This window comes from Streptomyces sp. CY-1, assembly GCF_047218265.1.
GTDB lineage: Bacteria > Actinomycetota > Actinomycetes > Streptomycetales > Streptomycetaceae > Streptomyces > Streptomyces niphimycinicus.
In genome coordinates this window covers 1,140,146-1,166,143 of record NZ_CP178393.1, presented here as the reverse complement: position 1 = coordinate 1,166,143, position 25,998 = coordinate 1,140,146, and the positions used below count along the sequence as shown (strand labels likewise).

Below are 25,998 nucleotides of genomic sequence, written 5' to 3'. Positions count from 1 at the left end.
TCTCGGCGACCGCCGCCACGGCTCTGGTGGATGACGACCCGATTGCGATCATCGGCATGAGCTGCCGGTTCCCAGGTGGGGTCGACTCACCCGAAGCGCTGTGGCAGCTCCTGGAATCGGGAACGGACGCCATATCAGCCTTTCCGCTGGATCGGGGCTGGGATCTCGTTGGCGGAGCCGGTGGCGCCTCGGTCGGGGCGGGTGGTTTCCTCTACACGGCTGCCGACTTCGACCCCGCCTTCTTCGGGATCTCGCCGCGCGAGGCCGTCGCGATGGATCCGCAGCAGCGGCTGTTGCTGGAGGTCTCGTGGGAGGTCTTCGAGCGGGCCGGGATCGCCGTGGACGCGTTGCGGGGGAGCTCCACCGGAGTGTTCGTCGGCACCAACGGCCAGGATTACGCCGCCCTCGTCGGCAACGCGCCACAGCGTACCGACGGCCATCTGGCCACCGGCAGCGCGGCGAGCGTGGCGTCCGGCCGGCTGTCCTACACCTTCGGGCTCGAAGGCCCGGCCGTCACCGTGGACACCGCGTGTTCGTCGTCGTTGGTCGCCATGCACCTGGCCGCGCAGGCGCTGCGCGCGGGCGAATGCGGTATGGCGCTCGCGGGCGGCGCGACGGTGATGGCCACGTCCACCGCGTTCGCCGAGTTCTCCCGCCAGGGGGCGTTGGCTTCCGATGGCCGGTGCAAGGCGTTCGCGGCGGCGGCGGACGGCACCGGCTGGGGTGAAGGCGTGGGCATCCTCCTGCTGGAGCGGCTGTCCGACGCCGAACGGAACGGACACCGGGTGCTGGCAGTCATGCGTGGCTCCGCCGTCAACCAGGACGGTGCGTCGAATGGGTTGACTGCGCCGAATGGTCCGTCGCAGCAGCGGGTGATCCGGCAGGCGCTGGCGAGCGCCGGGCTTGCGGCTCGCGATGTGGATGCGGTGGAGGCGCACGGTACGGGGACGACGCTGGGTGATCCGATCGAGGCGCAGGCGTTGTTGGCCACCTACGGTCAGGATCGGGATCCGGAGCGGCCGCTGTTGCTGGGTTCGGTGAAGTCGAATATCGGTCATACGCAGGCGGCGGCGGGTGTGGCCGGTGTGATCAAGATGGTGATGGCGATGCGCCACGGTGTGCTGCCGCAGAGCCTCCACATCGATGAGCCCACTCCCCACGTGGACTGGACGGCCGGACGGATCGCACTGCTCACGGAACCGTCCCTCTGGCCTCAGAGGGGAGTGCCGCGACGGGCCGGGGTCTCCTCGTTCGGCGTAAGTGGCACCAACGCGCATGTCATCCTCGAGCAGGCATCTGTGGCGGACGAACCCGAGATAGTGCGAACGGCCGAACCGCCAGCCGTTCCGTGGGTGCTGTCGGCACGGAACGAGGCGGCGTTGCGGGCCCAAGCCGCCAGGCTGCGGTCCTTCGTGAGCGCCGATGGTGGAGTACATCCGGTCGATGTCGGTTGGTCGCTGGCATCGACCCGAGCGATGCTGTCTCACCGTGCGGTGGTCGTAGGGGACGATCACGCTGAGCTGTTGCGTGGTCTGGAGGCGGTGGCGAACGGAACTCCTGACCAAGGAGTGGTGACCGGCGAGGCCGGATCGCCTACTGGAGTGGTGTTTGTCTTCCCGGGGCAGGGGTCGCAGTGGGTCGGGATGGCGTTGGAGTTGCTGGAGTCCTCGCCGGTGTTCGCGCGGCGGATGGGCGAGTGCGCCGATGCGCTGGCTCCGCTGGTGGAGTGGGCGCTGCCGGATGTGCTGGCGGATGAACGAGCGCTGGGCCGGGTGGATGTGGTGCAGCCGGTGCTGTGGGCGGTGATGGTGTCGCTGGCGGAGTTGTGGCGTTCGTACGGTGTGGTGCCGTCGGCGGTGGTGGGTCATTCGCAGGGTGAGATCGCGGCGGCGTGTGTGGCAGGTGGTCTGTCCTTGGCGGATGGCGCGCGGGTGGTGGTGCTGCGCAGTAAGGCGTTGCTGGCGTTGTCGGGTCGGGGTGGGATGGTGTCCGTCCCGGTGCCCGCCGACCAAGTGCGCGACCGCCCCGGGCTGTCGGTGGCGGCGGTGAACGGCCCGGCATCGACGGTGGTGTCCGGTGCGGATGAGGCGCTGGACGCGGTGCTGGCGGAGTTCTCGGAGGCCAAGCGGATCCCGGTCGATTACGCCTCGCACTCGCCACAGGTGGAGGAGATCCAAGGAGAGCTGGCGGAGGCTCTGGCGGGTGTGGAACCGCGCGGCGGAGAGGTGCCGTTCTATTCGACGGTGACCGGGCGGTTGATGGACACCGCGGAGTTGGATGCCGGGTATTGGTATCGGAATCTGCGCGAGACCGTGGAGTTCCAGTCCACGATCGAGGGATTGCTGGAGCTCGGACACACGGTATTTGTCGAGGCCAGCCCGCATCCGGTGCTGACCATCGGCATCCAGGACACCGCCGAGGCCACCGACACCCCCATCATCACCACCGGATCGCTGCGCCGCGACGACGGCGGATCTGCCCGTTTCCTGGCCGCGCTGGCCGAACTGTCCGTACGAGGGGTGACGGCGGACTGGCGGCAGGCGTTCGGAGCCCTCGGCGCCCGGCATATCGACTTGCCGACGTACCCATTCCAGCGGGAGCGCTTCTGGGTCGAGCCCACCGCCCCGGAGGTGGTCCGAGATGGGGGCAGCACCGCGGACAGCGAGTTCTGGGCCGCCATCGAGCGCGAAGACGCCGCGTCGCTGGCGACCGTTCTGGAGGTCGATGACGCGTCGCTGGGTGACCTGCTGCCCGCCTTGTCGGCCTGGCGCCGACGGCGGCACGAGAGGTCCGCGCTTGAGGCGATTCGGTACCAGGTCAACTGGAAGCCGCTCGCCGACGACCAGGCCGCGATGCTGTCGGGCTCTTGGCTGGTTGTGGTTTCCCAGGCCGACGCCCAGCATGAGTGGGTCTCCGGCGTGTGCGAGGCACTCGCTCGGCACGGGGCCGAGCCAGTGGTGTGTCCGGTGGACGAGCGACACATGGATCGTGCCGTGCTGTCGGCCCACCTGACGAGCCTGACCACTGCGACCAGCCTGACTAGCACGACCGGCACGACCGGCACAAGCAGCGCGACGGATGTCAGGGGCGTGGTGTCGCTGGTCGCCCTGGACCAGCGGCCGCACCCGGACTTCGCCTCCGTTCCCGTCGGTTTCGCGATGACGGTGCTGTTGACCCAGGCTTTGGGCGACGCGGGTGTGGAGGCCCCGCTGTGGAGCCTGACCCAACGAGCCGTATCGACCGGGCCCGGGGACACCCTCGCCGAACCCGCACCCGCATCGGCGCTGGTGTGGGGCGTCGGCCGAGTGATCGCGCTCGAGCAGCCACTGCGCTGGGGCGGCCTGATCGACCTGCCGACCGAGGTGAACGCGAGGGCATACGCGCAACTGGCAAGGGTCCTGTCAGGCGTCTCGGGGGAGGACCAGGTCGCGATCCGGGCGGTGGGGACTTTCGGGCGCAGGCTCGCCCACGCCCCCGCGTTGCGGACCGACCTGCCGTCCTGGAATCCGAGCGGGACCGTACTGGTCACCGGAGGCACCGGAGCACTGGGCGGCCATATCGCGCGGTGGCTGGCGCAGCAGGGCGCGGAGCACCTCGTGCTGACCAGTCGGCGCGGCATGGCCGCACCCGGGGCGTCCGAGCTCGTCGCTGACCTGGAGATGACCGGAGCGGCGGTGACGGTGGCCGAGTGCGATGTGGCCGAACGTGCCCAACTGGCCGCCCTGATAGCCGAGATCGGCCCGCTGACGGCAGTGGTGCACACGGCCGCCCTGCTGGACGACGCGACGGTCGAGTCCCTGACCACCGAGCAACTGCACCGGGTACTGCGCGTCAAGGCCGACGGTGCGATGCATCTGCACGAGCTGACCCGCGACATGGAGCTGTCCGCGTTCGTGCTCTTCTCCTCCTTGTCCGGGACCGTCGGTACACCGGGGCAGGGCAACTACGCACCGGGCAACGCCTTCCTCGACGCGCTGGCCGAGTGCCGCAGGGCCCAGGGCCTGGTGGCTACCTCCGTGGCCTGGGGCCTGTGGTCCGGTGGTGGTATGGGGGAGACCGAAGCCGGTGAGGTGGCCCGGCGACATGGTGTTCCGGCACTCTCCCCCGAACTGGCGGTGGCCGCTCTCCGTACGGCCGTCGAGCAGGGCGACACGGTGGTCACCGTCGCCGACATCGAATGGGAACGCCACTACGCCGCCTTCACCGCCACCAGGCCGAGCCCCCTGCTCGCCGACCTTCCGGAAGTACGGCGACTCGTCGACGCGGGAGCCGCTTCCGTCGTCGAGGAGACGGGCGCCGACCGATCCGGACTCGGTGAGCGTTTGGCCGGGCTCGACGGGGCCGGGCAGCGGCGACTGCTGCTCGAATTGGTGCGCCGCAACGTCGCGGTGGTGCTCGGGCATACCGACCCGGAGAGCGTGCCGTCCCATCGCGCCTTCAAGGAACTCGGTTTCGACTCGGTGACGGCGGTCGAATTCCGCAACCGGTTGGGTGCCGCGACCGGTCTGCGGCTGCCGGCCACCGCTGTATTCGACTACCCGACGCCGCTCGCCCTTGCGGAATACGCGTGTTCCGAACTGCTGGGGACGGCCGCGGAGCCCCTGCACACCGAGCCGAGCGGGTCCCTCGTGGACGACGATCCGATCGTGATCGTCGGGATGAGCTGCCGCTTCCCCGGTGGGGTGAGTTCGCCGGAGGACCTGTGGCGTCTTCTCACCGAGGGCGGGGACGCGATGTCGGCCTTCCCTGCCGACCGTGGCTGGGACCTGGCCGGGCTCTTCCACAGCGACCCCGGCCACCCGGGGACCTCGTACACCCGGACAGGTGGCTTTGTAGATGACGCGACCGCGTTCGACGCCGGGTTCTTCGGTATCTCCCCGCGTGAAGCGACGGCGATGGATCCCCAGCAGCGGCTGCTGCTGGAGGCGTCGTGGGAGGCGTTCGAGCGGGCGGGGATCGATCCTCGATCGCTGCGGGGCAGCACGACGGGAGTGTTCGCCGGTACCAACGGCCAGGACTACGTCAGCCTTTTGGGCGGAGATCAGCCGCAGGAGTTCGAGGGCCATATCGGAACGGGCAATTCGGCGTCGGTGATGTCCGGCCGGATCGCCTATGTCCTGGGCCTCGAGGGACCTGCCCTGACGGTGGATACGGCGTGTTCGTCGTCGCTGGTGGCGTTGCATCTGGCGGTGCAGGCGCTGCGGAACGGTGAGTGCTCGCTGGCGCTTGCGGGCGGTGTCACGGTGATGGCGACACCGAGTCTGTTCGTGGAGTTCTCCCGCCAGCGCGGCCTCGCCGCGGACGGTCGGTGCAAGGCGTTCGCGGGAGCGGCGGACGGCACCGGTTTCTCCGAGGGTGTGGGGATGCTGGTGGTGGAGCGGTTGTCCGATGCTGAGCGCAATGGGCATCGGGTGTTGGCGGTGGTGCGGGGTTCGGCGGTGAATCAGGATGGTGCGTCGAATGGGTTGACGGCGCCGAATGGTCCGTCGCAGCAGCGGGTGATCCGGCAGGCGCTGGCCAATGCTCGTTTGTCGGCGGTGGATGTCGACGCGGTGGAGGCCCACGGTACGGGTACGGCGTTGGGTGATCCGATCGAGGCGCAGGCGTTGCTGGCCACGTACGGTCAGGATCGGGACCCGGAGCGGCCGTTGCTGTTGGGTTCAGTGAAGTCGAACATCGGACACACTCAGGCGGCCGCGGGTGTCGCCGGACTCATCAAGATGGTTCTGGCCCTGCGCAACGGTGTGCTGCCGCAGAGCCTCCACATCGATGAGCCGTCGCCGCATGTGGATTGGTCGGCCGGTGCGGTGGAGTTGCTGACCGAGCAGGTGGTGTGGCCGGATGTGGATCGGCCGCGTCGGGTGGGTGTGTCGGCGTTCGGGGTGAGTGGGACGAATGCCCATGTGATTGTGGAGCAGGCGCCTGAGGTGGTGGAGGGACCTCGGGGCGAGCGTGTTGGGCTGCCTGCTGTGCCGTGGGTGGTGTCCGGCCAGAGCGAGGCTGCGGTGTACGCGCAGGTGGAGCGGTTGCGCGGGTCTGTGGCGGACAACGCTGAATGGGATCTGGCTGATGTGGGGTGGTCGTTGGTGGCTGCTCGTTCTGGGTTGTCGCATCGTGCGGTGGTGGTGGGTGCGGATCGTGCGGGGTTGCTTGGGGCTTTGGAGGGTTCGGTGGTTGTGGGTGTTCCTGTTGGTGGTGGGTTGGGTGTGGTGTTTGCGGGTCAGGGGTCGCAGCGGTTGGGGATGGGGCGTGGGTTGTATGAGGCGTATCCGGTGTTCGCCGGGGCGTGGGATGAGGTGTGTGCGGAGTTGGACCGGTATCTGGAGCGGCCTTTGGGTGAGGTGGTGTGGGGTGATGATGCTGAGTTGATCGGGGAGACGGCGTATACGCAGGCGGGTTTGTTCGCGCTTGAGGTGTCGTTGTTCGCGTTGGTGTCGTCCTGGGGTGTGAAGCCGGATTATCTGCTGGGTCATTCGATTGGTGAGTTGGCTGCGGCGTGTGTGGCGGGTGTGTGGTCGTTGGAGGATGCCGCACGGGTGGTGGCCGCACGTGGTCGTTTGATGCAGGCGTTGCCGTCGGGTGGGGCGATGGTTTCTGTGGCGGCGTCGGAGGATGAGGTACGGCCGCTGCTGACCGGGGGTGTGGCTATTGCGGCGGTGAATGGTCCTGCGTCGGTGGTGTTGTCCGGTGATGAGGAGGCGGTGCGTGCCGTCGCGGAGGTGTTCATCGATCGGGGGGTGCGGACGCGGTGGTTGCGGGTTAGCCATGCGTTTCATTCGTCGCGTATGGACGGGATGCTGGCTGAGTTCGGTGAGGTACTTGGGTCGGTGGAGTTCCAGGCCCCCAATGTTCCGGTGGTGTCGAACGTATCCGGTGTGGTGGCGGGCGAGGAGCTGTGCTCGCCGGAGTATTGGGTGCGTCATGTGCGGGAGACCGTGCGCTTTGCCGACGGGCTGGAGACACTTCGTGGGCTGGGCGTCGGTTCCTTCCTGGAGCTGGGCCCGGATGGGACGTTGACCGCGCTGGCCGATGGCGACGGACTGGCCGTGCTCCGTCCGGATCGCCCGGAGCCGACCGCTGCTATGGAGGCTCTGGGTGGGCTGTTTGTCCGGGGCGTCGAGATTGATTGGGCGGCGGTGTTCCCCGGTGGTCGGCTGGTTGATTTGCCGACGTATGCGTTCCAGCGTGAGCGGTTCTGGATGGAGCCGTCCTCGGCCCAGCCCGCGACCAGTGCGGTGGATGCGGTGTTCTGGGACGCCGTCGAGCGTGGTGATGCGCAGGTGCTGGGCGTTGATGAGGAGCAGTCGTTGAGTGCCGCGTTGCCTGCCTTGGCGTCGTGGCGGCGGGCGCAGCAGGAACAGTCGGTGGTCGACGGCTGGCGTTACCGGCTCGGTTGGACGCCGGTCACGGATGTGCCGTCCGGGGAGGTGCTGACGGGGACCTGGCTGGTCGTGGTCGAGCCGGGTGCTGGGGATGTTGACGGTGCCGATGTGGCCGTTGCGCTGCGGTCGGCCGGGGCGGAGGTCCAGGTCGTGACGGCGGTGGAGCCGGGCGATGTGGTGGTCGCGGGTGTGGTGTCGCTGCTGTCGGTCGAGGCGACGGTGTCCCTGCTCCAGAACCTCCTGGCTGCCGGGGTCGATGCACCGTTGTGGTGTGTCACCCGGGGTGCGGTCTCCGTGGCGGACGGGGACGTGGTGGATCCGTACGCGTCGGCGGTCTGGGGGCTGGGCCGTGTGATCGGTCTGGAGCATCCGGAGCGTTGGGGCGGGCTGATCGACCTGCCCATGGAGGTGGATGCGCGTACGGACTCCTTGCTGGCCGGGGTTCTCGCCGGGCGCACCGGGGAGGATCAGGTGGCAATTCGTGCCGCTGAGGCATGGGGTGCCCGGCTGGCCCGAGTGACACCGGCGGCGGACACGTCCGCGTGGCAGGGCCGGGGAACCGCCTTGATCACCGGGGGTACGGGCGCGCTGGGCGGCCATGTGGCCCGCTGGCTGGCCGGGACCGGTGTGGAACACATCGTGCTGACGAGCCGACGGGGGATCGAGGCCCCCGGTGCGACCGAGTTGGTGACCGAGCTGGAGGAGCTCGGGGTCCAGATGACTGTGGCCGCGTGCGATGTCGCCGATCGGGATGCGGTCGCGTCGCTGCTGGCCGGCATCCCCGATCTCCGGGTCGTTGTGCACGCCGCGGGGGTGCCGAGTTGGGGCGCGGTGGAGAGCCTGACAGCCGATGAGTTCGAGGAGAGCGTGCGGTCGAAGATTGCCGGGGCGGCGCACCTGGACGCACTTCTGACGGACGCCGATCTGGACGCCTTTGTTCTGTTCTCGTCGGTGGCGGGGGTGTGGGGGAGCGGTCGTCAGTCGGCGTATGCGGCGGCGAATGCGTTTTTGGATGGGTTGGCGTGGCGGCGTCGTGGTGTTGGGTTGGTGGGGACTTCAGTGGCGTGGGGTATGTGGGATGGGGGTGGTATGGCTGTTGGGGGTGAGGAGTTTCTCGTTGAGCGTGGTGTGTCGGGTATGGCGCCGGGTGCGGCGGTGGTGGCGTTGCGGCGGGCGTTGTGTGATGGCGAGACGGCGGTCGTGGTGGCGGATGTGGACTGGGAACGGTTTGGGCCGAGGTTCACGGCCCTGCGTCCGAGTCCATTGCTGAGCGAGCTGATAGCCGACACGTCCGAGCCGACCGCGTCGACGGCTGGTGAATTCGCCGCCACGCTCAGCGGGTTGTCGCGGCAGGAGCGGGATCGTGCGGTCGCGGAGCTCGTACGGACGCATGCCGCCGAGGTGTTGGGTCACCCGAACCCGACCGCGATCGACCCCGACCGGACCTTCCAGGAGCTGGGCTTCGACTCGCTGACCGCCGTGGAACTGCGGGACCGGCTCAGTACGGCCACCCAACTACGATTCCCGGCTTCCGTGATCTTCGACTACCCGACCCCGACGGCGCTCGCCGAGCATGTGTGCGGGGAGGCGCTCGGGCTGGCCGAAGAGATACGGATACCGCACACGCCGAGTGCCGTGGACGACGATCCGATCGTGATCGTCGGGATGAGCTGCCGCTTCCCGGGCGGTGTGGACTCTCCGGAGGCACTGTGGCGGCTGGTCAGCGCCGGGGACGACGCCGTATCGCCCTTCCCCTCCGACCGTGGCTGGGATCTGGCCGGTGTGTACGACGCCGACGCCACTCGCTCGGGCCGGTCGTACGTCCGCTCCGGTGGCTTCCTCCACGACGCGGCCGAGTTCGACGCCGGGTTCTTCGGGATCTCGCCGCGTGAGGCGCTGGCGATGGATCCGCAGCAGCGGCTGCTGCTGGAGGCGTCATGGGAGGCGTTCGAGCGGGCCGGAATCCCGGCGTCGACGCTCAAGGGCAGCCAGACCGGTGTCTTCGTGGGCGCGTCCGCGCAGGGCTACGGCGGCGGAGACGGGCGGGCCCCGGAAGGCTCCGAGGGATACCGTCTGACCGGCAACGCGAGCAGTGTGGTGTCCGGTCGGGTGGCCTACACGTTCGGGTTGGAGGGCCCAGCGGTCACGGTGGACACGGCGTGTTCTTCCTCGCTGGTGGCACTGCACTGGGCGGTACGGGCACTGCGGTCGGGCGAGTGTTCCCTCGCCCTGGCAGGCGGGGTGACGGTGATGGCGACCCCCGCCACCTTCGTGGAGTTCTCGCGCCAACGCGGCCTGGCCGCCGATGGCCGCTGCAAGTCCTTCGCCGCCGGTGCGGACGGGACGGGCTGGTCCGAGGGTGTCGGCATGCTGCTGGTCGAGCGGCTGTCGGACGCCGAGCGGAACGGCCACCCGGTGCTGGCCGTGGTTTCCGGCTCCGCGGTGAATCAGGATGGTGCGTCGAATGGATTGACTGCGCCGAATGGCCCGTCGCAGCAGCGGGTGATCCGGCAGGCGCTGGCGAGCGCCGGGCTTGCCGCCCGGGATGTGGACGCGGTGGAGGCGCACGGTACGGGGACAACGCTGGGTGATCCGATCGAGGCACAGGCCCTGTTGGCCGCCTACGGTCAGGATCGGGATCCGGGTCGGCCGTTGTGGTTGGGGTCGGTGAAGTCGAACATTGGTCATACGCAGGCGGCGGCGGGTGTGGCTGGTGTGATCAAGATGGTGATGGCGTTGCGGTATGGGGTGTTGCCGCGGACGTTGCATGTGGATGAGCCGTCGCCGCATGTGGATTGGTCGGTTGGTGGGGTGGAGTTGCTGACTGAGCAGGTGGTGTGGCCGGATGTGGATCGGCCGCGTCGGGTGGGTGTGTCGGCGTTCGGGGTGAGTGGGACGAATGCCCATGTGATCGTGGAGCAGGCGCCTGAGGTGGTGGAGGGACCTCGGGGCGAGCGTGTTGGGCTGCCTGCTGTGCCGTGGGTGGTGTCCGGCCAGAGCGAGGCTGCGGTGTACGCGCAGGTGGAGCGGTTGCGCGGGTCTGTGGCGGACAACGCTGAATGGGATCTGGCTGATGTGGGGTGGTCGTTGGTGGCTGCTCGTTCTGGGTTGTCGCATCGTGCGGTGGTGGTGGGTGCGGATCGTGCGGGGTTGCTTGGGGCTTTGGAGGGTTCGGTGGTTGTGGGTGTTCCTGTTGGTGGTGGGTTGGGTGTGGTGTTTGCGGGTCAGGGGTCGCAGCGGTTGGGGATGGGGCGTGGGTTGTATGAGGCGTATCCGGTGTTCGCCGGGGCGTGGGATGAGGTGTGTGCGGAGTTGGACCGGTATCTGGAGCGGCCTTTGGGTGAGGTGGTGTGGGGTGATGATGCTGAGTTGATCGGGGAGACGGCGTATACGCAGGCGGGTTTGTTCGCGCTTGAGGTGTCGTTGTTCGCGTTGGTGTCGTCCTGGGGTGTGAAGCCGGATTATCTGCTGGGTCATTCGATTGGTGAGTTGGCTGCGGCGTGTGTGGCGGGTGTGTGGTCGTTGGAGGATGCCGCACGGGTGGTGGCCGCACGTGGTCGTTTGATGCAGGCGTTGCCGTCGGGTGGGGCGATGGTTTCTGTGGCGGCGTCGGAGGATGAGGTACGGCCGCTGCTGACCGGGGGTGTGGCTATTGCGGCGGTGAATGGTCCTGCGTCGGTGGTGTTGTCCGGTGATGAGGAGGCGGTGCGTGCCGTCGCGGAGGTGTTCATCGATCGGGGGGTGCGGACGCGGTGGTTGCGGGTTAGCCATGCGTTTCATTCGTCGCGTATGGACGGGATGCTGGCTGAGTTCGGTGAGGTACTTGGGTCGGTGGAGTTCCAGGCCCCCAATGTTCCGGTGGTGTCGAACGTATCCGGTGTGGTGGCGGGCGAGGAGCTGTGCTCGCCGGAGTATTGGGTGCGTCATGTGCGGGAGACCGTGCGCTTTGCCGACGGGCTGGAGACACTTCGTGGGCTGGGCGTCGGTTCCTTCCTGGAGCTGGGCCCGGATGGGACGTTGACCGCGCTGGCCGATGGCGACGGACTGGCCGTGCTCCGTCCGGATCGCCCGGAGCCGACCGCTGCTATGGAGGCTCTGGGTGGGCTGTTTGTCCGGGGCGTCGAGATTGATTGGGCGGCGGTGTTCCCCGGTGGTCGGCTGGTTGATTTGCCGACGTATGCGTTCCAGCGTGAGCGGTTCTGGATGGAGCCGTCCTCGGCCCAGCCCGCGACCAGTGCGGTGGATGCGGTGTTCTGGGACGCCGTCGAGCGTGGTGATGCGCAGGTGCTGGGCGTTGATGAGGAGCAGTCGTTGAGTGCCGCGTTGCCTGCCTTGGCGTCGTGGCGGCGGGCGCAGCAGGAACAGTCGGTGGTCGACGGCTGGCGTTACCGGCTCGGTTGGACGCCGGTCACGGATGTGCCGTCCGGGGAGGTGCTGACGGGGACCTGGCTGGTCGTGGTCGAGCCGGGTGCTGGGGATGTTGACGGTGCCGATGTGGCCGTTGCGCTGCGGTTGGCCGGGGCGGAGGTCCAGGTCGTGACGGCGGTGGAGCCGGGCGATGTGGTGGTCGCGGGTGTGGTGTCGCTGCTGTCGGTCGAGGCAACGGTCTCGCTGCTCCAGAACCTCCTGGCTGCCGGGGTCGATGCGCCGTTGTGGTGTGTCACCCGGGGTGCGGTCTCCGTGGCGGACGGGGACGTGGTGGATCCTGACCAGGCCGGAGTCTGGGGGCTGGGCCGCGTCATCGGCCTGGAGCATCCGGACCGTTGGGGCGGGCTGATCGACCTGCCGGCGGTCATGGACGACCACACGGAGGAAGCACTGGCCGCCGTCCTCACCGGGCACACCGGTGAGGATCAGATCGCCATCCGTGCCACCGGGACGTGGGCCGCCCGTCTGACCCGGGCGGAAGCGGCCACCACCGCGGTGTCGGCCGCATGGCGCGGTAGCGGCACCGCTCTGGTCACGGGCGGTACAGGGGCGCTGGGTCGCCATGTGGCGCGCTGGCTGGCGGATACCGGTGTGGAGCGGATCGTGCTGACGAGCCGTCGAGGGGCCGAGGCATCGGGCGTCGCGGAGTTGGTGGCCGAGCTGGGGGACCGGGTGCGCGTGGTGGCGTGCGATGTCGCCGATCGCGAGGCGCTCGCGGCACTCCTGGGGACGATTCCGGATCTGCGTGCCGTGGTGCATGCGGCGGGTGTCCTCGACGATGGTGTGCTCGAATCGCTCACCCCGGAGCGCATCCGGGAGGTGATGCGGGCCAAGGCCGACGGCGCACGCCATCTGCACGAGTTGACCCGTGACATCGGCCTCGACGCCTTTGTGTTGTTCTCCTCGGCCGCGGGGACCGTGGGCAACGCGGGCCAGGGGAGCTATGCGGCGGCCAACGCCGTTCTGGACGGACTGGCCCAGCGGCGCCGGGCCGAGGGGCTGGTGGCCACATCGGTGGCCTGGGGAGCCTGGGCCGATTCCGGTATGGCCGCGGGAGTGGCGCGGTCGCAGGGCATGGATCCCAAGTCGGCGCTCTCCGCCTTGGGGCTGGTGCTGGCCGCTGACGAAACCACGGTGATGGTGGCCGATATCGACTGGGCGACCTTCGGAGCGCGGCTCACCGCCTCGCGGCCGAGCCCGCTGCTGAGGGAGTTGCTCAGGGACGTATCCCTGCCGACCGAGCCGACCGGCAGCGGGGCGGCCGACGCGTTCGCCGCCCGTCTGGAGGCCATGGCCGAGCGGGACCGGACGGCCACCGTGCTGAACCTCGTCCGCACACATGTGGCCGCCGTACTGGGCCACGCGGCATCCGAGGCGATCGACCCGGCCCGGCCCTTCCAGGAAATCGGCTTCGATTCGCTCACCGCGGTGGAGCTGCGGAACCGGCTCACCGCGGCCACCGGGGCACGCTTCCCGGCGTCCGTGATCTACGACTACCCGACCCCGGCGGCGCTCGCCGAGCATGTGTGCCGGGAGGCGCTGGGTCTGGCCGACCGGACACCGGTCCCGGTGACGCCACGCCCGGTGGACGACGAACCGATCGCCATCATCGGGATGAGCTGTCGCTTCCCCGGCGGGGTGAGCTCACCGGAGGACCTGTGGGGGCTGCTGGCCGACGGCCGCGACGCCGTATCGGAGTTCCCGGCGGACCGTGGCTGGAACCTGGCCGAGCTGTACGACCCGGATCCCGACCACCCCGGCTCCTCCTACGTCCGGGCGGGCGGCTTCCTCGATGACGCTGCCGCGTTCGACCCCGGGTTCTTCGGGATCTCGCCGCGCGAGGCGATCGCCATGGATCCGCAGCAGCGGCTGCTGCTGGAGGTCGCCTGGGAGGCGTTCGAGCGCGCTCACATGTCCCCCGCCACGCTCCAGGGCAGCCGGACCGGCGTGTTCATCGGGACCAACGGCCAGGACTACGCCGCTCTGGCCAGCGGTGCCCCGCAGAGCGCGGAGGGCTATCTGGGCACGGGCAGCGCCGCCAGTGTCGCCTCGGGCCGGCTGGCGTACACCTTCGGTCTCGAGGGCCCGGCGGTCACCGTGGACACCGCCTGCTCGTCGTCGCTGGTCGCGCTGCATCTCGCCGCGCAGGCCCTGCGCTCCGGCGAATGCTCCTTGGCCTTGGCCGGTGGCGCGACCGTCATGGCCACCCCGGCGGCCTTCCTGGAATTCTCCCGCCAGCGCGCACTGTCGGCCGATGGACGTTGCAAGGCGTTCGCGGCGGCGGCGGACGGCACCGGCTGGGGCGAAGGCGCCGGCATGCTCCTGGTGGAGCGGCTGTCCGACGCCGAGCGGAACGGCCACCGGGTGCTGGCGGTGGTGCGTGGCTCCGCCGTCAACCAGGACGGTGCCTCCAACGGCCTGACGGCGCCGAACGGTCCGGCCCAGCAGCGGGTGATCCGCCAGGCGCTGGCGAACGCCCGCCTGTCCGCCACCGACATCGACGTAGTGGAGGCGCACGGCACCGGCACCAGCCTCGGCGACCCGATCGAGGCACACGCCCTGCTCGCCACGTACGGTCAGGAACGGCCCGAGGACAAGCCACTGTGGCTCGGCTCGGTGAAGTCGAACATCGGTCATACGCAGGCTGCCGCCGGTGTGGCCGGTGTGATCAAGATGGTCATGGCCATGTGGCACGGCGTACTGCCGCGGACCCTGCATGTCGACGAGCCCTCGCCGCATGTGGACTGGACGGCGGGCCAGGTCGCGTTGCTCGTCGAAGCGAGGGAGTGGCCACGGGACGGCGCTCCGCGCCGGGCGGGCGTGTCCTCGTTCGGGGTCAGCGGTACCAACGCCCATGTGATCGTCGAGCAGGGGCCGGTGGCGGCCCGGCCCGATGCGGTGGACGGGCCGGAGCCGGTGCCCGGGTTGTTGCCGGAGCCGGCGTCCGGGCCGTTGCCGGAGTCGGCGTCCGAGCCGCTGCCCGACCAGCACCGGAGGGCGCTGCCCCTGCCGTGGGTGCTGTCAGGCGCCGGTGAGGCCGGGCTGAGGGGCCAGGTCGAACGCCTCACGTCCTTCATCGATGCCCATCCGGGGCTGGATCCCGCCGATGTCGGATGGACACTCGTGGCCGGCCGTTCGCTTCAGTCGCACCGCGCCGTGGTGGTGGGCGCGGACCTCGCGGAGCTACGACGTGGACTGGACGCCATCGAGACCGGCGGCGCCGCCGCCCGGCCCGGCCGCGAGGTGGTGTTCGTCTTCCCGGGTCAGGGGTCGCAGTGGGTCGGGATGGCGCTGGAGCTGATGGAGTCCTCGCCGGTGTTCGCGGGGCGCATGCGTGAATGTGCCGATGCGCTGACCCCGTTCGCCGAGTGGTCCCTGTTCGATGTACTGGCGGATGAACGAGCGCTGAGCCGTGTTGATGTGGTGCAGCCGGTGTTGTGGGCGGTGATGGTGTCCCTGGCCGAGCTGTGGCGTTCGTACGGAGTGGTGCCGTCGGCCGTGGTGGGTCACTCACAGGGCGAGATCGCGGCGGCGTGTGTGGCGGGCGGTCTGTCGCTGGCCGACGGAGCGCGGGTGGTGGCCTTGCGGAGCAAGGCGCTGCTGGCCTTGTCGGGCCAGGGCGGGATGGTGTCCGTCCCGGTGCCCGCCGACCGGCTCCGCGACCGCCCCGGGCTGTCGGTGGCGGCGGTGAACGGTCCGGCGTCCACCGTGGTGTCCGGCGCGGTCGCGGAACTGGACGCGGTGCTCGCGGAGTTCCCGGAGGCCAAGCGGATCCCGGTGGACTACGCCTCGCACTCCCCACAGGTGGAGGAGATCCGGGAGGAGCTGGCGGATGCGCTGGCGCCGGTCCGGCCGGGTGCCGGACAGGTCGCGTTCCACTCGACGGTGACCGGACGGCTCACCGACCCCCGTGCACTCGACGCCGACTACTGGTATCGCAACCTTCGGCACACGGTGGAATTCCAGGCCACCCTGGAAACCCTGATGGGCCAGGGCCACACCGTGTTCGTCGAGGTGAGCCCACACCCCGTGCTGACCGTCGGCATCCAGGACACCGCCGACGCCGTCGACACCGACATCGTCGTGACCGGATCGCTGCGCCGCGACGACGGCGGTCCCGCCCGTTTCCTCACCGCACTCGCCGACCTCCACACCCACGGCGTCGACGTGGACTGGCGTCCGCTCTTCACCGGCGCCCGGACGGTCGACCTCCCCACCTACGCCTTCCAGCGGGAGCGCTTCTGGCTCGAACCCGTGCGGGCGGTGACCCAGGCGTCCGGTCTGGGGCTCGACGATATCGAGCACCCCCTGCTGGGCGCGGTGCTGCCGCTACCCGGGACCGAGGGCGGTGTGCTGACCGGACTGCTCTCCCTGGCCGGACAGCCCTGGCTGGCGGACCACAGGGTGCGGGGCACGGTGGTCTTCCCCGGCACGGGCTTCGTCGAGCTCGCCCTCCAGGCCGGTCAGCACTTCGGCCACCCGGTGGTGGAGGAGCTGACCCTCCAGGCCCCGCTGGTGGTGCCGGATCAGGGCGGCGTCCAGGTGCAGGTGGCCGTCTCCGCGGCGGATGAGTCGGGCCGCAGGCCGGTCACGGTGCACTCGTGCCGCGCCGGGGAGTGGCTGCTGCACGCCTCGGGCGCCCTCGGCGTCACAGGCGTCACAGGCACCCCAGGAGTCACAGACGCCCCGGGCGCCACCCAGCAGCCCACCGCGCCGACCCGATCCCTGGAGGTGTGGCCGCCCGAGGGCGCGCAGCCCATCGACGTCTCGGGAATGTACGAGGCGATGGCGGAGCGCGGCCACGGATACGGCCCCGCCTTCCAAGGGCTGCGTGCCGCGTGGACACGCGACGACGAGATATACGCCGAGGTGACGCTGGACCCGACGGCACAGGACGTGGCCGTGCGGTGCGGTGCGCATCCCGCCCTGCTCGACGCCGCCCTGCACGGAGTGGGGCTCGGCCGTTTCCTCACCGAACCCGGCCAGGCGTATCTGCCGTTCTCCTGGGACAAAGTGGCCTTGCACGCGGTCGGCGCCTCCGCCATCCGCGTGGTGCTGTCCCCGGCCGGTCCGGACGCGGTGTCGCTGGAGGTGGCCGATCCGTCGGGCGCGCCGGTGCTGTCCGTGGCGTCGCTGGCGCTGCGTCCGCTGTCCGGCCGTCGGATCACGGACACCCGGGGCATGGACCAGGATGCGCTGTACCGCATGGACTGGGCCGAGACGCCGCTGCCGACCACCACGACCGCCGAGGCGCCGGTGGAGTTCGACGCCCTCGGAGACGTCCTGGGAGACGACCTCGGACACGCCCTGGCGGACGACCTGGGCCCGGACACCCCCGTACCCGACGTCGTCGTGCTGCCCTGCGAGTCCGCCGGTGACCCGGTGTCCACCGTCGTCGGCCGGGTGCTGACGGCGATACGGCGCTGGCTCGCCGACGAGCGCTGCGCCCGGTCGCGGCTGGCCGTGCTGACACGTGGCGCGGTGTCGACCGCCCCCGGCGAGAATGTCGAAGACCTCGGCGCGGCGGCGGTCTGGGGTCTGCTCCGCAGCGCGCAGGCCGAGCATCCGGACCGCTTCGTCCTCGTCGACCACGACGGCCACCAGGATTCCGGTGCGGTGCTGGCCGCCGCGGTGGCAGCCGGCCATCCGCATCTCGCGCTGCGCCGTGGCCGTGCCCTGACGCCCCGGCTGGCTCCGCTCACCCCCGCCACCACCCCGGCCCCCGGGGACGGGACGCCGTGGCGGATGGACGTCACCAGCCAGGGCACGCTGGAGAATCTGGCCGCCGTCCCCTGCCCGGAAGCCGCCGGTGCTCTCGGCGACGGGCAGGTGCGGGTGGCGATGCACGCGGCCGGGGTGAACTTCCGGGACGTCGTCGTCGCCCTCGGCATGATCCCCGGCCAGGACGTCATCGGCAGCGAGGGCGCCGGAGTGGTGCTCGACATCGGGCCCGGTGTGTCCGGCCTGGCGCCCGGTGACCGGGTGATGGGCCTGTTCTCCGGCGCGTTCGGCCCCGTGGCGCTGACCGATCACCGGTTGCTGGCGCGGCTTCCGGAGAGCTGGTCGTTCACCGACGCGGCGGCCACGCCGGTGGTGTTCCTGACTGCCCTGTACGGGCTGCTGGACCTGGCCGGTCTCCGGTCCGGTGAATCGGTGCTGGTGCACTCGGCCGCGGGCGGGGTGGGCATGGCCGCGACGCAGGTGGCCCGCTGGCTCGGCGCGGAGGTGTACGCCACCGCGAGCCCGGGGAAGTGGGACACGCTGCGCGCCGGCGGAGTGGCCGACGACCGGATCGCCTCCTCCCGCACTCTGGAGTTCGCCGAGCGCTTCGACCGGGTGGACGTGGTGCTGAACTCGCTCGCGGGCGAGTACGTGGACGCGTCGCTCGGGCTGGTCGCCGACGGCGGCCGTTTCCTGGAGATGGGCAAGACCGACATCCGTGACGGTGAGCGCGTCGCCGCCGAGCACGGGCGGCTGCGCTACCAGGCGTTCGATCTCATGGACGCGGGCCCCGACCGGATCGGGGAACTGCTCCAGTTGCTGGTGTCACTCTTCGAGCAGGGGGTCTTCACCACGCTGCCGACCCGGTCCTGGGACGTCCGGCGGGCGGGCGACGCGCTGCGTTTCCTCTCGCAGGCACGCCACATCGGCAAGCTGGTGCTCTCCGTTCCGCAGCCACTGCGGGAGCGGGACACCGTGCTCATCACGGGTGGCACCGGCACCCTGGGCGGGCTGGTCGCCCGTCACCTGGTCGAACGGCACGGGGTACGGGACGTCGTGCTGGCCGGACGGCGAGGGCCGGACGCCCCGGGCGCGGCCGAACTCACCGCCGCCCTGCGGGAATCGGGTGCCCAGGTGCGGGTGGTCGCCTGTGATGTGGCCGATCGGGACGAGCTGGCCCGGCTGCTGGACACCATGCCCGCCCTGCGGATGGTGGTGCACACCGCGGGCGTGCTCGACGACGGTGTGGTGGAGTCGCTCACCGCGGAGCGGGTGCGCGAGGTGCTGCGGCCGAAGGTGGATGCCGCATGGCATCTGCACGAGCTGACGGCCGGTCGTGAGCTGGCGGAATTCGTGGTGTTCTCCTCGGCCGCGGGTGTCCTGGGCAGCCCGGGACAGGGCGCCTACGCGGCGGCGAACGCCTGGCTGGACGCGCTGATGGCACATCGCCGGGCCGCCGGGCTGCCGGGTGTCTCCGTGGCGTGGGGACTGTGGGCCGAGCGCAGCGGGATGACCGGCCATCTGTCGGACCGGGATCTCGCCCGGATGGCCAGGGCCGGTGCCACGCCCCTCGCCACCGATCAAGGGCTCCGCCTCCTGGACAGCGCCAGGGCGGCCACCGAGGCGGTCGTGCTGGCGACACCGCTGGACGCCACCGCGCTGCGAGCGCAGGCCGACGCCGGTGCGCTGCCCGCGCTCTTCCACGGCCTGGTCCGCGCGTCGATCCGCCGCGCGACCGGCGCGGGCTCGAGCGAAGACGTGTCCTCACTGCGCGACCGGATGACCGCGATGCCGGTCGCCGAGCGCGAACAGCATGTGCTCGACCTGGTCCGTACGCATGTGGCGACCGTGCTGGGCCACGGCACCCTGACCGATATCGATGCGGCACGTACCTTCGCGGAGACCGGATTCGACTCGCTCACGGCCGTCGAGTTGCGCAACCGGCTGCGCACCGCCACCGGGGTCAGGCTGCCGGCCACCGCGATCTTCGACTACCCGACACCGGCGGTCCTGGCCGCACATCTCCTCCGGGAACTGGACGGCACCGTAGACGAGGCCGTGCCGCCGCCCGCCGCCCCGGCGGCCACCGACCACGACCCGGTCGTGATCGTCGGGATGGCCTGCCGCTATCCGGGCGGGGTGACCTCGCCCGAGGAACTGTGGGAACTGCTCGACACCGGGCGCGACGCGGTCTCGGACCTGCCCGACGACCGTGGCTGGGACCTGGACGGCCTGTACAGCGCCGATCCGGACAGCACGGGCACCTCGTATGTCCGCGCCGGTGGCTTTGTGTACGACGCGGGGGAGTTCGACGCCGGGTTCTTCGGGATCTCGCCACGTGAGGCGCTGGCGATGGACCCGCAGCAGCGGCTGCTGCTGGAGGTGGCCTGGGAGGCGGTGGAGCGGGCCGGTATCCCGGCGGCGTCGCTGAAGGGAAGCCGGACCGGGGTGTTCGTCGGCGCCGCGTCACAGGGCTACGGAACGGGCGCCGGCCAGGCGGCGGAGGGGTCCGAGGGCTATTTCCTGACCGGTGGCGCCGGCAGCGTGGTCTCCGGCCGGCTCTCGTACACCTTCGGTCTGGAAGGACCGGCGGTCACCGTGGACACCGCCTGCTCGTCGTCGCTGGTCGCGTTGCACCTGGCGGCGCAGGCGCTGCGGTCCGGCGAGTGCTCCCTGGCACTGGCCGGCGGGGTGACGGTGATGGCGAACCCGGGCATCTTCGTGGAGTTCTCCCGGCAGCGCGGACTGGCCGCCGACGGACGCTGCAAGGCGTTCGCCGACGCGGCGGACGGCACCGGCTGGGGCGAAGGCGTCGGCCTGCTGCTGCTGGAACGGCTGTCCGACGCCGAGCGGAACGGCCATCGGGTCCTGGCGGTCGTACGGGGCTCCGCCGTCAACCAGGACGGTGCCTCCAACGGGCTGACCGCGCCGAACGGGCCCTCGCAGCAGCGAGTGATCCGGGCCGCGCTGGCCTCCGCCGGGCTGGCCGCCTCGGACGTGGACGCGGTGGAGGCACACGGCACCGGCACCAGCCTGGGCGACCCGATCGAGGCACAGGCGCTCCTGGCCACCTACGGCCAGGAGCGCGAACGCCCGCTGCTGCTGGGCTCGATCAAGTCGAACATCGGGCACACCCAGTCGGCCGCCGGGGTGGCCGGTGTGATCAAGATGGTGCTGGCGATGCGGCACGAGTCGCTGCCCCGGACCCTCCACCTGGACCAGCCTTCGACCCATGTGGACTGGTCGGCCGGTGCGGTGGAGCTGCTCACCGCGCCCGTGGAGTGGTCGTCGGCCTCCCGACCCCGCCGGGCCGGAGTGTCCTCGTTCGGAGTGAGCGGGACCAATGCCCATGTGATCCTCGAACAGCCCCCCGCGGAGTCGGAGGCCGATCCGGAGCCGACAACCGAGCCCGCCCCGGCGGTGCTGCCGTGGGTGCTGTCCGGCCGGGGCGAGCACGGACTGCGGGCGCAGGCCGCCCGGTTGCGGTCCTTCCTGGCCGCGCACCCCGGACCCGACCCGGTGGACGTGGGCTGGTCGCTGGCCACCACCCGTTCGGCACTCTCGCACCGCGCCGCGGTGGTCGGCGCGGGCCGGGCGGAACTGCTGGCCGGGCTGGCCGCGCTGGCGGCGGGCGAGCCCACACCTGGCGTGGTCCTGGGCACCGCGGGCCCCGGCCGGGTGGGCCTGCTCTTCGCGGGTCAGGGTGCGCAACGGGCCGGTATGGGCCGCGAGTTGTACGAGACCTTCCCGGTGTTCGCGGCGGCGTGGGACGAGGTCTGCGCCGCGCTCGACCCGTATCTGGACCGTCCGCTCGACGAGGTGGTGTCCGACGCCACCGGCGCGCTGGACGCCACTACGTATGCGCAGGCGGGCCTGTTCGCCCTCGAAGTGGCGCTGTTCCGATTGGTGTCCTCGTGGGGTGTGCGCCCGGACTATCTGCTGGGGCACTCCGTCGGCGAGCTGGCCGCCGCGTATGTGGCCGGCCTCTGGTCGCTGGAGGACGCCGCCAAGGTGGTCGCGGCCCGGGGCCGCCTGATGGGCGCGCTGCCCCCGGGCGGCACGATGGTGGCCCTGGCCGTACCGGAGGACCGGATACGGCCGTTCCTGACCGACCGGGTCGCCCTCGCGGCCGTGAACGGACCGTCCTCGGTCGTGGTGTCCGGGGACGAGGACGCGGTGAACGGTGTGGCCGACGCAATGGCCGCCCGTGGGGTGAAGACACGGCGGCTGCGGGTCAGCCACGCCTTCCACTCGCCGCTGATGGACGAGATGCTCACCGCGTTCGCCGAGGTGCTCGGCACCGTGGACTTCCACACCCCGCGGATACCGGTGGTCTCCAACCTCACGGGTTCGGTGGCGGGGGAGGAGCTGTGCACTCCCGCGTACTGGGTGCGGCAGGTGCGTGAGCCGGTGCGGTTCTCCGACGGGCTGGAGCGGCTGCGGAAGCTCGGCACCGGCACCTTCCTCGAACTCGGACCGGACGGCACCCTCACCGCCCTGGCGCAGGCCCAGGTCACCGGGGCCGACGCCGAGTTCATCCCCACTCTGCGCGCCGACCGGCCCGAGCCGGTCACGGTCACCACGGCTCTCGCCCAACTGCACACCCACGGGGTGGAGTTGGACTGGTCCGCCGTCTTTCCCGGCGCCCGGCGGGTCGAGCTGCCGACCTACGCGTTCCAGCGCTCCCGCTTCTGGCTGGAGCCCTCCCGTACCCCCGGCGACGCGGCCGGTCTCGGGCTCGGCGCGCTGGACCATCCGCTGGTCGGTGCGACGGTGCCGCTGCCCGACGCGGACGGTGTCCTCCTCACCGGCCGTATCTCCGCCGACGCGCACTCCTGGCCGACCGGCCGGCGGGCCCTGGGCGTGCCCCTGTTCCCGGCGCCCGGCTTCCTGGAGCTGGTGCTCCAGGCGGGGCTTCAGTTCGACTGCCGGACGGTGGACGAACTCACCGTCCATGAGCCCCTTGTCCTCCCTGACCGGGGCGGGGTCGAGGTGCAGGTGTCCGTCCGTGACGCGGACGAGTCCGGCCGCCGCCCGGTCACCGTCTACTGCCGCCGGGACCGGCGGTGGGTCCGCCACGCCACCGCCGTCCTCGACGTGGGCCGGCCGCCCGCGCCCGCGCCGCACACCGAGAGCTGGCCGCCCACCGGCGCCCACCCGCTGGAGTCCACCGGGACACCGATGTGGCGCCGCGGCGACGAGATCTTCCTCGACATCGAGCTGCCCGAGACGGCCGCGGCCGAGGCCGGGCGATGGACCCTGCACCCCGCCCTGCTCGACGGGGCCCTGTGCGCGGAGGCGCTGGCCGGGCTGGTCACCGAGCCCGAGCGGACCCATCTGCCGCTCTCCTGGACGGGGATCACCCTGCACACGGAAGGTGCCACGAGGCTGCGGGTCACCCTCGCGCCCACCGGCCCGGACACGGTCTCCCTCCAGGTGGCCGACGCCGCCGGTGCGCCCGTGCTGTCGGTGGACTCGCTGGTGCTGCGCCCGGTGTCCGGGCAGCGGCTGCGGCAGGCCAACGCGTCACTGTTCAGGACGGCGTGGGCGGTGTCTCCCGCGTCGGCCGAACCGGACCTCGGCCTCGTCCGGTGGGGGCTCGTCGGCGACCCGGACGGCTGGAAACCGGACACGCTCGGCGGGCCGGTCGCGGTGTATCCGGACCTGTCGGCCATCGAGGACGTGCCGGACGTCGTGCTCCTCCCATGCGTGTCCGAGGGCGCTACGGCGTCCGAAGTGGCACTGCGCGCCGCTGATGCCGTACGGACGTGGCTGGACGAGGAACGGTTCGCGCCCTCACGTCTGGTGCTGGTGACCCGGCGCGCGCTCGCCGTGGCATCCGGTGAGGAGGTCGAGGACCTGGCGGCGGCCGCGGTGTGGTCGCTGGTCGAGGGCATCCAGGCGGCCCACGCCGGACGGATGACACTCATCGACACCGATGGCTCCGATCTGCGTCTGCTGCCCGCCGCGGTGGCCGTGGGGAAGGATCGGATCGCGGTCCGGGCGTCGGCGGTGCTGGTACCCGAGCCGGCCGCGGCGGCGGTCACCGAGCAGAACCCGCCCGCCTGGGAGCCGGGCACGGTGCTGGTGACCGGTGGGTCGGCCACGGAGGTGGCCCGGCACCTGATCGTCGAGCGAGGTGTGAACGACCTGGTCCTGGCCGGGGTAGGCGACGCGGCCGGGAATGGCGACGCGGCCGAGCTGGAAGCCCTCGGCGCGACCGTCCGGCTCGCCCCGTGCGATCCGGCGGACCGTCAGGCGCTGGCAGCGCTGCTGGAGGAGATTCCGCGGCTGCGGAGCGTGGTGCACACCGCGGCCGAGGACCCGGAGCGGACACCGGCCCACGCACTCACCCCACAAGCGCTGCGGGCACGGCTGCGGTCGGGGCTGGAGACGGCGTGGAATCTGCACATGGCCACGCGGGACCTGGAGCTGGACCGCTTTGTGCTGCTCACCTCCGCCGACGGAACACTGACCCCCGCGTACGCCGACGCGCTGGCCGCGCACCGGCGGGCCCTCGGACTGCCCGCTGTCTCCGTCTCCACCGACCTGGGCCTCGCCCTGTTCGACGCGGCATGCGCCGCGCCCGTGGAGGCGGTCCGGGTCACCACCGCGACAGCGGTCCCGGCACGCACCGAACCGGCCCGGCAGCCGGTGGAGCAACCCGCGGCGGCCGAGGTGTCCGCGACCACACTGCTGGAGCGGCTGGCCGGGCGGTCGGAGGACGAACAGGAGGAGATCCTGCTGGAGCTGGTCCGCGACCAGGTCGCCACGGTCCTCGGCCATCCGGACCCCGCCATGGTCGACCCCGACCGCGGTTTCGTCGATATGGGCTTCGACTCGGTGGCGGCCGTGAAACTGCGGAACCAGTTGGCCCGGGCCACCCGGCTCGAACTGCCCGCCAGCCTCACCTTCGACCACCCCACGGCCGTCGAACTCGCCCGCCATCTGCGCACCGAAATGCTGCCGGACGACGCGGCGGCCGCCATTCTCGTGCTCGAAGAGCTGAACAAACTCGACGAGTCGATCCTCGATCTCGACCCGGCAAGCGCGGCACGGGTGCGGATCTCGACACTGCTCCAGGATCTGTCCGCGAAATGGATCGAGCGAACGGATCATCCATGACCACACATCCATGACCACACGTCTACGACCACACACACGACCACACACACGACCACATACGAGCGGACACACACCGCATCGTCCCTGACGCACCATCCGCCCCTGAGGCATATACGAGGGAGTCAACAGTGAGCGAGACCTTGCCCCTTCCCGGGACCGTGAAGGCCGAACGGCGTTGTCCGTACGACCCTCCGGAGGACCACCGCCGACTGCGGGACACGGGTGAACTGGGCAAACTGGAGCTGCCCGGCGGCCTGGTGATGTGGTTTCTGACCAAGCACGACGACATCAGGGCCATGCTGGCGGACTCCCGGTTCAGCGGCTCCAGGGTGCCGTTTCCGGCGATGAGTATGGAGATACCGGCGGGCTTCTTCTTCTCCATGGACCCACCGGACCACACCCGCTACCGCCGCACGCTCACCGCCGAGTTCTCGGTGCGTGGCGCGCGTGAACTGACCGGCCGGATAGAGCGGCTGGCCGACCGGCACCTCGACGCGATGGAGGCGATGGGCACGAGCGCCGATCTCGTGGCGGCCTATGCCAACCCGGTGCCCGCGATGGTGATCTCCGAAATTCTCGGCGTGCCGTACACCTACCACCAGAAGTTCGACCACGAGGTTCGCACGCTCAGGGAGACCGGCGGTGACGACCAGGCCGTCGGCGCGATGGCGACCGCATGGTGGGACGAGATGCGCGGATTCGTGCGCGCCAAGCGGGCCGAGCCCGCGGACGACATGATCAGCAGGCTGCTGCACAGCGAGGTCGAGGGCGGGGCGCTGACCGACGAGGAGGTGGTCGGCATCGCCATGACCATCATTTTCGCCGGTCATGAGCCCGTGGAGAACCTGATCGGCCTCGGCATGCTGGCGCTGTTCGAGGACCCGGAGCAATTGACCCGGTTGCGTGAGAACCCCGACCTGCTCGACGACGCCGTGGAGGAGTTCCTCCGCTACTTCCCCGTCAACAACTTCGGCACCGTGCGCACCGCCACCGAGGACGCTGTGATCAACGGTCATCCCATCGCGAAGGGCGAGATGGTGGCCGGTCTGGTGTCCACCGCCAACCGGGACCCCGAGCGCTTCGCCGACCCCGACCGCCTCGCCCTCGACCGGCCGCACGCCTCCCATCTCGCGTTCGGACACGGTGTGCATCAGTGCCTGGGCCAGCAGTTGGCGAGGGTGGAGCTGAAGGTGCTCCTGGAGCGGTTGCTCGCCAGGTTCCCCGGCCTGCGTCTGGCGGTGGCCCCGGAGGAGATCCGGTACCGGGAGAACACCTCGTTCTACGGTGTCCATGAGCTGCCGGTGACCTGGGCGGCCGAGTAGCCCCAACCGGTGGCCGGAAG

Annotated in this window: 2 protein-coding genes and 9 pseudogenes; all 11 read left to right on the top strand. The window is 70.7% G+C overall.

The window, feature by feature from the left end; all coding sequences use genetic code 11:
* Positions 1–56: 56 nt before the first annotated feature.
* Positions 57–15,920, top strand: a pseudogene (locus ACK1X7_RS04855) (type I polyketide synthase); the annotation flags it as partial.
* A pseudogene (locus ACK1X7_RS04850) lies at positions 15,894–16,352 on the top strand (hypothetical protein); the annotation flags it as partial. The pseudogenes ACK1X7_RS04855 and ACK1X7_RS04850, both read left to right, overlap by 27 nt.
* Positions 16,326–16,955: pseudogene (locus ACK1X7_RS04845) on the top strand (polyketide synthase dehydratase domain-containing protein); the annotation flags it as partial. The pseudogenes ACK1X7_RS04850 and ACK1X7_RS04845, both read left to right, overlap by 27 nt.
* Positions 16,956–16,991: 36 nt before the next feature.
* A pseudogene (locus tag ACK1X7_RS04840) lies at positions 16,992–17,489 on the top strand (SpnB-like Rossmann fold domain-containing protein); the annotation flags it as partial.
* A 66-nt stretch (positions 17,490–17,555) separates the two neighbouring features.
* Positions 17,556–17,786: pseudogene (locus ACK1X7_RS04835) on the top strand (alcohol dehydrogenase catalytic domain-containing protein); the annotation flags it as partial.
* A 147-nt stretch (positions 17,787–17,933) separates the two neighbouring features.
* Positions 17,934–22,568: pseudogene (locus ACK1X7_RS04830) on the top strand (type I polyketide synthase); the annotation flags it as partial.
* Between the two features lie 144 nt (positions 22,569–22,712).
* Positions 22,713–23,030: pseudogene (locus tag ACK1X7_RS04825) on the top strand (polyketide synthase dehydratase domain-containing protein); the annotation flags it as partial.
* Positions 23,013–23,534 (top strand): annotated as a pseudogene (locus tag ACK1X7_RS04820) (SpnB-like Rossmann fold domain-containing protein); the annotation flags it as partial. The pseudogenes ACK1X7_RS04825 and ACK1X7_RS04820, both read left to right, overlap by 18 nt.
* A pseudogene (locus tag ACK1X7_RS04815) lies at positions 23,508–24,062 on the top strand (KR domain-containing protein); the annotation flags it as partial. The pseudogenes ACK1X7_RS04820 and ACK1X7_RS04815, both read left to right, overlap by 27 nt.
* 57 nt (positions 24,063–24,119) lie before the next feature.
* Positions 24,120–24,656, top strand: a complete 537-nt coding sequence (locus ACK1X7_RS04810) for an acyl carrier protein (RefSeq protein ID WP_413116846.1) — start codon at positions 24,120–24,122, stop codon at positions 24,654–24,656.
* Between the two features lie 128 nt (positions 24,657–24,784).
* Complete coding sequence (locus tag ACK1X7_RS04805; RefSeq protein ID WP_385152236.1) at positions 24,785–25,978, top strand: cytochrome P450; 1,194 nt, start codon at positions 24,785–24,787, stop codon at positions 25,976–25,978.
* Positions 25,979–25,998: the final 20 nt, after the last annotated feature.